Annotated in this window: 11 protein-coding genes; 1 reads left to right on the forward strand and 10 read right to left on the reverse strand. The window is 39.4% G+C overall.

What is annotated here, in order from left to right; genetic code table 11:
• Window positions 1-14 precede the first annotated feature (14 nt).
• The 9 genes from ysxE to hemA form a co-directional block, all read right to left on the reverse strand.
• Entirely contained in the window at window positions 15-1,037 is a 1,023-nt protein-coding gene (gene ysxE / locus SAZ04_RS00805) for a spore coat protein YsxE (RefSeq protein WP_332689535.1), read from the reverse strand.
• Complete coding sequence (locus SAZ04_RS00810) at window positions 1,034-1,945, reverse strand: hypothetical protein (protein WP_332689538.1); 912 nt, start codon at window positions 1,943-1,945, stop codon at window positions 1,034-1,036. Before SAZ04_RS00810 ends, ysxE begins: the two co-directional genes overlap by 4 nt.
• Before the next feature lie 14 nt (window positions 1,946-1,959).
• Window positions 1,960-3,219, reverse strand: coding sequence for a stage VI sporulation protein D (spoVID, locus tag SAZ04_RS00815; protein WP_332689541.1), 1,260 nt, complete (start codon window positions 3,217-3,219; stop codon window positions 1,960-1,962).
• A gap of 246 nt (window positions 3,220-3,465) precedes the next feature.
• Window positions 3,466-4,752 (reverse strand): glutamate-1-semialdehyde 2,1-aminomutase, encoded by a 1,287-nt coding sequence (gene hemL / locus SAZ04_RS00820; RefSeq protein ID WP_332689544.1) that lies wholly within the window; start codon window positions 4,750-4,752, stop codon window positions 3,466-3,468.
• Between the two features lie 16 nt (window positions 4,753-4,768).
• Window positions 4,769-5,752 carry a porphobilinogen synthase gene (gene hemB / locus SAZ04_RS00825; protein ID WP_332689547.1) on the reverse strand — a complete coding sequence of 328 codons (984 nt, stop codon included), beginning with the start codon at window positions 5,750-5,752 and terminating at the stop codon, window positions 4,769-4,771.
• Window positions 5,749-6,540, reverse strand: a complete 792-nt coding sequence (locus SAZ04_RS00830) for a uroporphyrinogen-III synthase (RefSeq protein WP_332689549.1) — start codon at window positions 6,538-6,540, stop codon at window positions 5,749-5,751. Before SAZ04_RS00830 ends, hemB begins: the two co-directional genes overlap by 4 nt.
• Window positions 6,537-7,472, reverse strand: coding sequence for a hydroxymethylbilane synthase (hemC, locus tag SAZ04_RS00835; protein WP_332689552.1), 936 nt, complete (start codon window positions 7,470-7,472; stop codon window positions 6,537-6,539). Before hemC ends, SAZ04_RS00830 begins: the two co-directional genes overlap by 4 nt.
• Before the next feature lie 290 nt (window positions 7,473-7,762).
• Window positions 7,763-8,578 carry a cytochrome C assembly family protein gene (locus tag SAZ04_RS00840; protein ID WP_332689555.1) on the reverse strand — a complete coding sequence of 272 codons (816 nt, stop codon included), beginning with the start codon at window positions 8,576-8,578 and terminating at the stop codon, window positions 7,763-7,765.
• Between the two features lie 18 nt (window positions 8,579-8,596).
• Window positions 8,597-9,976, reverse strand: a complete 1,380-nt coding sequence (hemA, locus tag SAZ04_RS00845) for a glutamyl-tRNA reductase (RefSeq protein ID WP_332689558.1) — start codon at window positions 9,974-9,976, stop codon at window positions 8,597-8,599.
• Between the two features lie 396 nt (window positions 9,977-10,372).
• On the opposite strand from hemA, the gene SAZ04_RS00850 reads away from it, so the two are divergent.
• Window positions 10,373-10,849 carry a LiaI-LiaF-like domain-containing protein gene (locus SAZ04_RS00850; RefSeq protein WP_332689561.1) on the forward strand — a complete coding sequence of 159 codons (477 nt, stop codon included), beginning with the start codon at window positions 10,373-10,375 and terminating at the stop codon, window positions 10,847-10,849.
• A 366-nt stretch (window positions 10,850-11,215) separates the two neighbouring features.
• On the opposite strand, the gene yihA is transcribed toward SAZ04_RS00850, so the two are convergent.
• Entirely contained in the window at window positions 11,216-11,803 is a 588-nt protein-coding gene (gene yihA, locus SAZ04_RS00855) for a ribosome biogenesis GTP-binding protein YihA/YsxC (RefSeq protein WP_332689564.1), read from the reverse strand.

The raw sequence follows: 11,803 nt of genomic DNA on the forward strand, positions 1-11,803 counted from the left end.
CAATGAAGAGAACGTTACTGTTGTTCTTGTTGTTGATGATCTGACACGATGATAAGCTTTTGCGTCAGTCGCTGTACTCTGCGCATTGACGTTAAGCGCTTTTCTAGTCTTTGGACATGCTCAAACTCTCTCATATTCCCTTTGCTTGCAACATATGCATCGACAGCAAAAGCAATCGGTTCTGGAAAATTCAAATACGCACAGATTAAATGTTTTTCTTCTTCTAAAAGAGGAAGATGGCGCTCGTAGTTCATAAACCATTTCAGCACCTCTTCTTCAACCCAATAAGCATGACGGAAGCTATATCGACAAAAACTCGCAATATCTCGAGACGGGGTATCAATACAGGCTCTTTCAAAGTTCAATAAAAGAGGTTCATTATCAGAATTAAAAAAAGCGTGCGATCGATTTATCCGTCCATGGCAAAGTACCGTCCGATATTTTTCTTTTTCTAAACAAATTTCATACCACTTTTCCAAATGGTTCTTTGCAGCCTCTGCCATCTGATCAAGCATGTAGGCATGCGTTAGAAAGGTTAATTCAAATGGTGACATGTATGTTTTTCGTTCTGATTCATCCGCAAAGCGATTTAACGTAAGCCTCCTCATCTCCCAACGCCGAAGCAGTTGATGATAGGATTCATCAATGTTTTCTTTTAAAAAAGGTTGTGTCTTTACCGTTAAACGATGGATCGTTCCAAGTTGTGATGCAAGCTTTTGTTCCTGTGAATCTCTTGCCGAATACTCAATCGCTTCCATCCAAGGCATTAAATAATAGGTATGAGTTCCAGTTGAAAGAGTATACTCCCCAAATTTCGTTGGAAGAATCGGAACAGCTTGCTTAAAGCCTAGTTTCGTTAGCTTTCGCAGGGCATGGATAAATTCATCTGCTTGATGCGCCCCAATTGTTGTTTCTTTTAAAGCAAACACTCCACGGCTTGTTGTGACTTTCTTAATCTTTCCGTAATCTTCAATCGATTGAGGATACAGGTCATAATAAAAAAGAATCGAATCATACGGTGTTCGTGCTTGATTCATTGTGTTAACACCTTCTTTTTCTTATCGATCGATGCGCTGATGACTTGAACAAGTACCTTTGATCGTTCCCACTCTTTTGTTATTTTTTGTAATTCCTCTTCAATCTCTGTATCTCTCGGGTTTCGTTCTAACATCATAACGAGACTGTCGAGTTCATATGGGTGCAAGCATTCAGCACAAAGTAAAATCGCTTGTTCTCTAGTAACTCGATCATCTTCATACATGCCCGCTAAAAGGATCTCAAGTGACTCTCGCCCATACTTTTCAAGCCACTCAGAAAGAAACATTCGTAAAGAATAATATCCACGTTCTGGAGGTTGCCTTGTGCCAAACCAGATAAGAACTTGATACACCTTCTTCGCCTGTTTCGGTGTTGTAATAGGATCTAGTAGTGGCAATGTTTCGTTTTTAAAACTGGCTTTTAACGCTATTGCTTTCTTCATTCGCTTTTCTGATTCCATTAGCAACGGGGCAATAAATTGTCTATGTGAATCTCTCAGAAATGGTACGTGCGAATAAAGCTCGGAATACATTGGTTCTTTCTGAGGTACCGAGTCTACATCAACTGCTGATTGAACTCCATAATGAACCATTGCACCAATCATCTTGCCAATTTCTGTTTCTGACTGACTGACCACAGCACTTTGATCGACTTCATCATGAACTGTCAACCATCCACCTTTCCATGAGATGGAAGCTTCTTGATCTTTGTTTCGAATCATCCGGTCGGCTAGCATATAAGGCGTGACACTGCAACGATCACGCCATTCTATATGCCAATCAAGGAGGGCTTTATCCGACCAATAGCGCAACCTTTTTCGACCTTGTTCCGTCTCGATTAACGCTTCGTTAACAAATTTCACGCTTTGCCATTGATAGTTCTCCTTAAGCCAATCCAACAATTCCATGTTGTTACTCCTTTTTAAGACTCTACACTAACCGGTATATAAAGAATCTGACCTTCTTCTATTTGCTCCCCTTGCAAGCGATTCATTCTAACGAGTTGACTCGTACTAATATCGTACCGGTCGGCAATAGTGTCTAGAGATTCATTCTCTTGAATAATGCACATTTTCCATTTCGAAAACTTTTCTTCCCCTTTTGAAAGCATACTCGTTAAATACAAAGCATTTTCTTCACGAGGGGGGGCCACTTGTTCTTTTTCATCATCGACGGTGTCTGGTCTTTCCGCTTTTACTAATGCTTCCGCCATTTCTTTTAGAGGAGCTAGGTTGATCTTTGTTTCAGCTTGGGCTGGTGCTATTTCTTCTACTTCTTCTACTTCTTCTACTTCTTCTACCGTTTCTTCCTCTACTTCTTCTACTTCCTCTGCTACTAGTTCCACTCTTTCAGTTGGTACTGCTACTGCTGCTACTGCTGCTTCTACTTCCTCTACTTCCTCTATGTTTGATGTCTCATTTGTCTCTAGCTCTTGACGAGGTTCATTCGAACTCAAATTTGCTACCTCTTGTTCCTGACGTGTATATCTAGTTGATGGAGATGCTCCAATTGCAGGTGTTTTTTCTTCCACAGGCTCTGCACTTTCCTCACTCACTGGAGTAAAAGGAAAAGGACGAGATGGATATCTTCCCGGTGAAGGTGGAGTCATGTCTCCTACTTCTGGACGTTTTTTAGCTTCAAATGAAAATGCTGTCGGAATCGCTCCGAATTTCGGTTCTTCTACCTTTGCGGCTTCTTTTTCGATTTCTTGCTCGACTCGCTTTTCAACTGTCTCTTGTTGCGTAGTCATTCCAGAAATACTTATATCAGCAGTTAATTGAATGCAACTTCTTTCAGGAAGATCATAATCAAAAGACTCCACTTGCACATAGACATCATCAAGATTTTGAATACGACTAATTGGAATGGTTACATCAATTGGAAAAAAGTGTTTAATCTCACCAGTTCCATCATCAGAAATTGTCACATCTCCAGCTGATCTAAATGATAGCTGTGCCTCAAGCGATTCACTATCTACATCAACTACTTCAGCGCTACCTGTTGGACGGTATTCTCCAACGAGACGTAATCCACCCTTAATGTAGACATGAAGATCTTTTTCTTCAATGACGATCTCAGGTTCTAAGGACATCCCTAGGATTTCCTCTACTTCTTGACCTTTATTTAACCAAACGGATTCCTCAATCGAAAATGATAACTTAGACGGGTGTTCTTGTGTCACGTTGCATTCCTCCTCAACATATTCTCTTTCCTTCTGTTACGATCATAGTCAGTACAATATCACTCTATGACAAGTTATTCGGCATTATGCTTAAAAAGGGAAAGATTAATAGAGGTTGTTCAAAAAGATCGATTTTGTCCTTTTTGAACAACCTCTAAGCAGGGAGCGAAGTCAATGTACTTTTATTTGAAACAATAAAAAAGTCTATCCTTTCTATGAGTAACCATAGATAGGATAGACTTCTCGCTATTTCAACTTCGAAAACGCTACTTCAGCAGCAGCAATCGTTTGATCAATATGTTCGTCCGTATGTTTCGTTGATAAGAACATCCCTTCAAATTGTGAAGGAGGAAGTGAAATTCCTTGGTTCATCATTTCTTGGAAATAACGAGTGAAATAATCAAGGTTTGATGTTGATGCTTTCTCAAAATTCGTTACTTTTTCATCAGTAAAGAAGAACCCTACCATTGAGCCAGCCCGATTGATATGATGCGGGATCTCATGTTTTTTTGCTGCATCAGATAGTCCCGTTGCAAGACGTTCCGCCAGCTCTTCAAACCGATCGTAATCAGCTGGCGTTAACTGTGAAAGGGTTTCATACCCAGCAGTCATCGCAAGCGGGTTTCCAGAAAGTGTACCAGCTTGATAAATTGGTCCACTTGGAGCAATTTGCTCCATAATTTCACGCTTTCCACCGTATGCACCAACCGGTAATCCACCACCAATTACTTTTCCAAGGCACGTAAGATCTGGAGTCACCCCAAGTTTTCCTTGTGCACAGTTATACCCAACACGGAAACCTGTCATAACCTCGTCAAAGATTAATAACGTTCCGTTTTCCTCTGTGATCGTTCTTAGCTCCTCAAGAAAACCTGGCTCAGGTGGAACAACACCCATATTCCCTGCAACCGGCTCTACAATGACACCAGCAATATCATCACCAAATTCTTTAAATGCATAACGAACACTTTCTACATCATTATAAGGGACTGTTAATGTATTTTGAGCAATTGACTTTGGCACACCAGGACTATCAGGCAATCCAAGTGTCGCAACACCTGATCCTGCTTTAATAAGCAAGGAGTCACCATGTCCGTGATAACAGCCTACAAATTTTAAGATCTTGTTTCTTCCTGTATAGCCTCTTGCTAAACGCAGGGCACTCATCGTTGCTTCTGTTCCTGAGTTAACCATACGAACAACTTCAATCGACGGCACACGACCGATGACAAGTTCCGCAAGCTTTGTTTCAAGTTCACTTGGTGCACCAAAGCTTGTTCCCTTTTCGGCAGCTTCTTTTAATGCCGCAATTACTTTTTCATCAGCATGTCCTAAAACGAGCGGTCCCCATGACAATACATAATCAATGTACTCATTTCCATCTATGTCATAGACCTTAGCTCCTTCTCCTCGCTCCATAAAGACAGGATCCATTTTCACTGATTTAAAGGCACGAACTGGACTATTGACCCCACCTGGCATTAACGGCTTTGCTTTACTAAATGCTTCCTTTGATTTTGTATATGTACGCATCACTCATGCTCCCTTCTTACTGATCTTCTTTTATCCAACGAACAACATCTTTTGCATGATACGTTAAAATTAAATCAGCCCCAGCACGCTTCATGCTCACAAGCTTCTCTAATACGATTTCTTTTTCGTTAATCCAGCCATTTTGACTAGCTGCTTTCACCATCGAATACTCCCCACTAACATTGTAAGCTACAATTGGAAAGCCTGAGAAATCTTTCACTTCGCGGATCACATCCAAATACGAAAGCGCTGGTTTCACAATAAGAAAATCTGCCCCTTCTTCCATATCAGATTCAGCTTCACGTAGCGCTTCTAGACGGTTGGCTGGATCCATTTGATACGTCTTTCGATCTCCAAATTTCGGTGAACTATGTGCTGCATCACGGAAAGGACCATAAAAAGCAGATGAAAACTTCACAGCGTACGACATAATCGGTACATCTACATATCCAGCTTCATCTAACCCGTGACGAATCGCCGCAACAAAGCCATCCATCATATTCGATGGGGCAATGATATCCGCTCCTGCTTCAGCTTGAGAAACGGCTGTTTTCGCTAGTAGATCAAGGGTCGGATCATTTAAAACTTTGCCTTCTTCAATGACACCACAATGACCATGATCGGTAAATTGACATAAACAAGTATCCGCTATGACCGTTAGATCAGGGTGATTTTCCTTGATTTGACGAACCGCTTTTTGAACAATGCCGTGATCATGAAAAGCTGATGATCCAACGTCATCTTTTGTATCCGGAACTCCAAATACGATGATCGCTGGAATTCCAAGGCCCACCACTTCTTCTACCTCTTGATCAACCAGGTCAAGAGACCAATGAAATACATTCGGCATCGAAGGAACTTCCTTTTTGACATTTGTTCCTTCTACGACAAAAATCGGATAAATCAAATCTTCACTATGTAAATGAGTTTCTCTTATCATACTACGAATACTAGCACTTTGGCGTAATCTGCGGTGGCGACGGAATAATAACTCTTTCATTTAGAATACTCCTCCTTCGAATCAAGAATTATTTGTTCAACAAGGTGTTCAATTGTATATGTATGTGGAATAATTTCAACACGTAATCCATAATTCCTTGCCGTACGTGCAGCAATCGGGCCGATGCAGGCTATCTTTGCTCCAACTTCGCTTAGTTCTTTGCCTAAGTCCAAAAGCACGTTCATAAAGTGATGAACCTGCGAAGAGCTTGTAAAGGTGACATAATCGATTTTCACCTTATTATTAAGGACAGCCTCCAACTCTTTTGTAGCCGTTTTCGGATGAATCGTTTCATATACGGGAAGATCTTCAACAAGCGCTCCTAATTGAGTTAACTCTTGTATTAATTCAACTCTTCCTAGATTTCCTCTAGCAACTAAAACGCGATCACCTTTTTTTACCTTCGGAGATAATGCTTCAATTAATCCTTCTGCGACAAAATCTTTTGGAAGCAGATCTGCCCTCAGGTGATAGCTCTTTAGTGCCTCTTCTGTTTTTGTCCCAACGACAGCTATTTTTATAGCAGGAAACCCTTCATTTCGTTGCACTGTTTTATAATGATCAATAAAGAAACGTACGCCATTCGCACTTGTAAAAAGTAACCATTCGTAGTCTTTTAATTGACGAATGGCTTGCCCAATTTCTTTTGAGAAGCTTGATTCAAAAGCAATAAGCGGAACCTCTACCGCGTTTCCGCCCTGCTCTTTAATTAACTGAGATAAGTCGTTAGCCTGTTCCTTTGCTCGTGTAACGAGAATCGTTTTACCAGCTAAAGGCCCACCACTCATCCTTGATCAAGCTCTTTCTTTACTTGGTCAAGAATCTCTTTTGCTCCTTGATCGAGCAATAGCTGTGACGCTTTCTCTCCAACATCAACAGGGTCAGTACCTGATACTGTTTCTTTTAACAAAACTTTTCCATCAGGAGAGCCAACAAGTGCCGTCAGTTGAATGTCATTATCTTCAGTGACGACAGCATATCCAGCAATCGGAACTTGGCATCCACCTTCCATGCGATTTAAAAATGTACGCTCTGCCGTTACGGTACGGGCTGTATGATCATGATTAATATTCTGCAGAAGGGTAATTAAATCCTCGTCATCAGAACGACATTCTAATCCTAATGCCCCTTGCCCAACAGCTGGGACACACATCGTTTCATCTAAATATTCCGTAATTAAATCGTCTGGGAAGCCTAACCGCTTAATACCGGCTACCGCTAAAATAATTGCAGCAAAGTCTTCCTCTTTTAGCTTTCTCAATCTTGTTTCAACATTTCCACGAATCCATTTTACTTCAAGGTCTGGGCGCTCCGCTAAAATTTGCGCAGATCGTCTTAAACTACTCGTTCCGACAATAGACCCCGCAGGTAGATCAGCTAGTTTTACATGATTATTGGAAATAAAGGCATCCCTTGGATCTTCTCGCTCTGTCACCGCTGCTAGCGTAAAGCCATCTTGCAAAGAAGAGGGTACATCTTTCATACTATGTACGGCTAAATCAATTTCACCATCAGCAAGTGCTTGTTCAATTTCTTTGACAAATAACCCTTTTCCTCCTACTTTTGATAGCGTGACATCAAGGATTTTGTCACCTTTTGTAACAATTTTTTTTACTTCAAATTCATAAGGAAGTCCTATTTTCTTCAACTGTTCAATAACCCAATCAGTTTGAACAAGGGCAAGATTACTTTTTCGTGAACCAATTACTATTTTACGCATATGTTCCTCCAATTTTTAGTAACATTTTGACCTAAACTCAATGTTTTTAGTCATAACTGGTAAATAGAGACAATTGCTTGTGGTAGTTTCTACTTGTAATGGATTCGCTCAGATTGCTCTTAGGCTTTTGGAATCCTTATAGGTAGCTTAAACACATTTGCAATGGCTCCGCTTAGTTAGCGGCCCGCTATGAGAAGAGTACTCATAACGGGCTTTAAAAGATTGGCAGTGGCTTCGCTCATTGGTTAAAGTTAGGACAAAAGATAAAAATCGACCTTTTTGTACTGACTCTAATACCATATATGAAACGACGAGTATTGTCCCGAGAGAAAATAGTTTATTAACAAAATGAGAAATCCGGCAATGCCAAGTAAGGCCATGTTGTAGCCTTTCATTAATTTGACAACTCTTTGATAAATATATATGCCATAGACGATTAAGACAATTAAGGAACTAATTACTTTTGAATCAAAAAATGGTACATATGTAAGTTGGCTATGCGCCCATGTAAACCCTAAAATGAGTCCAATTAGCAAAAATGGCCAAGCGATGACAACAGAAAAAAATGAAAGTGAATCTAATTTGGATAGTGCTCCAAATCGTATTAACCGTTTCCCCCAAATTTTCCGCTTTAACATTTGGTGCTGGATCACATACATGATTTGCAAAGCAAATGAGAAAGTAAATGCCGCATATGAGAGCAAAATAAATGAAATGTGGATGATGAGGAGCTCTGAAGCAAGTAAAGCAGAGAGCGATTCTGGTACATCACCATCGGGAGTAAACAAGCTAAAGGTCATCATACTAAACCCAATTACATTTGTGAATAAAACAAGAAAATCGACTCGAAAATACCAGTTGATTGCCAGTGAAAGAGTAACAACTAACCAAGCATAAAAGAACAAGCCTTCAAAAGGAGTCAATAAGGGGACTCGATCAAGTTCAACCGCTCGGATTACAAAAAAAACAGTTTGAAGAACCCAAACAATAGAAAGCAACCAGAAGGCCAATAGATTGACCTTCCGGTTGTTCTGTAAGAAATCAATGAAGTAACCAAATAAACTAATACTATATAAAACAATTGTAATAGGATAAATCCAATTCATGCGTTCGCCCCTTCTTTCTTAAGAACGGACAAGAGCTGTACGTTGTCTTGCTACGCTTACGTGTTCTTGTTTTTGTGTCTCCCATTGCTTTTCTGCTTCTGTAATTCGAATTTCTTCTTCGTGTGAAGCTAATTCTTCTTCTAGTGCAAAAATCTTTGTAAACAGCTCCAAAGTTGCATCTGCGTCTGGTTCAGCTGCTAGTTCCTTTACTCGAGTTACTGGATCACGTAAAAGCTGATTTACAATACTCTTTGTATGCTTGCGCAATACTTTTACTTCACGGTCTGTTAAATTAGGTAGCTTACGTTCAATGCTTTCCATTGTTTCAGCTTGGACCGCAAGTGCTTTTGTTCTGAGCGCCGTAATAATCGGCACAACACCTAACATGTTTAACCATTGTTTAAAATTATCAATTTCTACTTCAACCATAAGCTCAATTTTTTCTGCTTCACGCTTACGTTCAGCTAAATTAGCTTCTACAATATTTTGCAAATCATCGATATCATATAAATAAACATCATCAAATTCAGCAAGTGCTGGATCTAAATCACGGGGTACTGCAATATCAACCATAAAGAGTGGACGACCTTTACGCTTTTTCAAAGATCCTGCAAGCATCTCTTTTGTAATGACAAAATCACGAGCTCCTGTTGAACTAATTAATACATCCGCTTCTGCTAATGTACGCTGTAATTCTTCAAAAGGCCGCGCCTGTCCGAGAAAACGGGCAGCAAGTTCGACCGCTTTTGCTTTTGTACGATTAATAACGGTAATTTGATCCGCTCCATTTGAATGTAAATGCTTGGCCGTTAATTCGCTCATCTTCCCTGCGCCTAAAATAACGACATGTTTCCCTGTGAAATCACCAAATATCTTCTTTCCAAGTTCAACTGCCGCATAACTGACTGAAACTGCCTGCGCACCAATTTCGGTACCTGTGTGAGCTTTTTTCGCCAATGTAACAGCTTGCTTAAATAAGTGATTAAATATTGTACCCGTTGCTCGCTGTTCTTGTGCGAGTAAGAAGCTATCTCTTACTTGCCCTAGTATTTGCGTTTCACCTAGAATCATCGAATCAAGCCCACAGGCAACACGGAATAAGTGCTCAATTGCATGGTCGTTTTCCCGAATATCTAAATAAGGGATGAAATCGTCCTTAGGTAAGTTGAACCAATCAGCCAAAAACTGCTTGGTAAAATGTCGACCCGTATGCAATTGATCTGCCACTACATAGACTTCTGTGCGATTACAGGTTGATATAATCGTACATTCAAGAATGCTTTTCATATTCCGTAATTGAGCTAGTGCAGTTGGAAGCTCACTTTCTTGGAATGCAAATTTCTCTCTTAATTCGACAGGAGCCGTTTTATAGTTGAATCCGACAACAAGTATATGCATCCTGACGTTCACCCCCAAATTTAATTTCCATTCGACCATTTATCTCTATATTTATCATAAGAGCATATTCAAAAAGTATAAATAATAAATGAATTTGTTCGATCCAACATACTGGACTGACCTCTACCAGTATAACTGAGTACATTATAACATGTCTAATCAACGAAACCAAAAAAAATTGTGAACAGACCATGAAGCTATGCTATCATGAGGTTATTGTTTTGGTTAACCAGCCAATTACTACCTATATTCAATTACTGTATCCAATTGAGACAAGAAGTATGACTTTATAACATATAGAAAACTAGTATACCAAGAAAAAACGAGAACTATTATTAGGGTATTGACTATTGTAGTTTGTATAACAGTTACTTAACCTTTTATAAGGGGGACACTATGAAGACACAGCGTATCTTTCCAGGAGTGCTATTAATTGGAGTCGGGTGCTATTATTTACTTCAACAATTTTCTATTCCTTTCGAGCAACAGCTTCTTAGCTGGCCATCCCTTTTATTTGTGATAGGATTTGCTTTTTTAGTACAAGGATATGTCGGTCCAGAATACTCCATGATTTTTCCAGGTGCACTTTTAACAGGTCTTGCAATCCATTTTCACCTCATTTCCTTTGTTACCTGGTGGCCAAAACATTTGGGCATGTATACATGTATTGTTGGTATTTCCTTTATTCTTTCAGCGCGAAAAACAAAACGAGAAGGTTATTTTATCGGCATCTTACTCATTGTCTTTTCTCTTCTGAGCTTTGCTTCTATTAATCCATTTAGTTGGTTATATGAAGCCTATTCATTCCTTAGCTCTCTTTGGCCAATATTTTTAATCGGACTTGGGGCATTCCTTATTTTCAAAAGAAAATAAATAGATAAGAAAAACCGCAACCGCGGTCCTTTTCTTATAACACTGCTTGAATAGTCATTCACATTTTATAATCTTATTTTTCCAATGAAAAAAACACTAGTAAATTTTCTAGTGTTTTTTTCATGTTTACGAATTTAAATCAGATAAACCTGGACTATTCTCATTTGGCATACCTGGTAGATCGGGTACGGGATGACCTATGATTTTCGGCACATAAATACTATTTGCTAAAAAGGTTTTTCTTATGACGAATGCGTTAATCAAGTTGTGCCCGCATTTCCACTTTTAAACAAAATAAAAAAGTGAGGATCAACTCCTCACTTATCGATTATAACCGATTTCATTTCCGAAAAAATTCTTGACTCATTACTTTGAAGTATAATGAAGAATTGTTTTCCAAATTTGTTCTTTCCCTTGAGCTGTTTCAGAAGAAAAGAGCATTAATGGGTCTGATTCTACTTTCTCCAAATCGTCTTTTATGATTTTTAAATGCTTTTGCCATTTCCCTTTAGGAATCTTATCGCTTTTCGTTGCAACAACAATAACCGGAATATCAAAATGCTTGAGCCACTTGTACATGATTTTATCATCTGCTGAAGGAGGATGACGAAGATCAACGATTTGAATAACGGCTTTTAATTGTTCTCGGTCTTGCAAATATGTTTCAATCATTCGTCCCCAAGCGTCACGTTCTGTCTTCGGTACTTTCGCAAATCCATAACCAGGAACGTCAACGAAATAAAGGATTTCATTGATTTCGTAAAAGTTTAATGTTTGTGTTTTTCCTGGACGTTGCGACGTACGTGCCAGTCCCTTTCGATTAATCATCTTATTAATAAAAGATGATTTTCCAACATTCGAACGACCTGATAAAGCAATTTCAGGTAAACGTGAAATCGGATACTGTTCAGGCTTGACAGCAACATGTGCTAATTCTGACTTTGTAACTTTCAT

Origin of the sequence: Halalkalibacter lacteus (genome assembly GCF_036663595.1) — a bacterium.
Classification (GTDB): domain Bacteria; phylum Bacillota; class Bacilli; order Bacillales; family Bacillaceae_D; genus Halalkalibacter; species Halalkalibacter lacteus.

Bases quoted from the DNA above. Each gene is read 5' to 3' on its own strand.
- ysxE (WP_332689535.1), bottom strand. From the start codon at position 1,037: ATGAATCAAGCACGAACACCGTATGATTCGATTCTTTTTTATTATGAC.
- SAZ04_RS00810 (WP_332689538.1), bottom strand. From the start codon at position 1,945: ATGGAATTGTTGGATTGGCTTAAGGAGAACTATCAATGGCAAAGCGTG.
- hemL (WP_332689544.1), bottom strand. From the start codon at position 4,752: ATGCGTACATATACAAAATCAAAGGAAGCATTTAGTAAAGCAAAGCCG.
- hemB (WP_332689547.1), bottom strand. From the start codon at position 5,752: ATGAAAGAGTTATTATTCCGTCGCCACCGCAGATTACGCCAAAGTGCT.
- SAZ04_RS00830 (WP_332689549.1), bottom strand. From the start codon at position 6,540: ATGAGTGGTGGGCCTTTAGCTGGTAAAACGATTCTCGTTACACGAGCA.
- hemC (WP_332689552.1), bottom strand. From the start codon at position 7,472: ATGCGTAAAATAGTAATTGGTTCACGAAAAAGTAATCTTGCCCTTGTT.
- SAZ04_RS00840 (WP_332689555.1), bottom strand. From the start codon at position 8,578: ATGAATTGGATTTATCCTATTACAATTGTTTTATATAGTATTAGTTTA.
- hemA (WP_332689558.1), bottom strand. From the start codon at position 9,976: ATGCATATACTTGTTGTCGGATTCAACTATAAAACGGCTCCTGTCGAA.
- SAZ04_RS00850 (WP_332689561.1), top strand. From the start codon at position 10,373: ATGAAGACACAGCGTATCTTTCCAGGAGTGCTATTAATTGGAGTCGGG.
- yihA (WP_332689564.1), bottom strand. From the start codon at position 11,803: ATGAAAGTTACAAAGTCAGAATTAGCACATGTTGCTGTCAAGCCTGAA.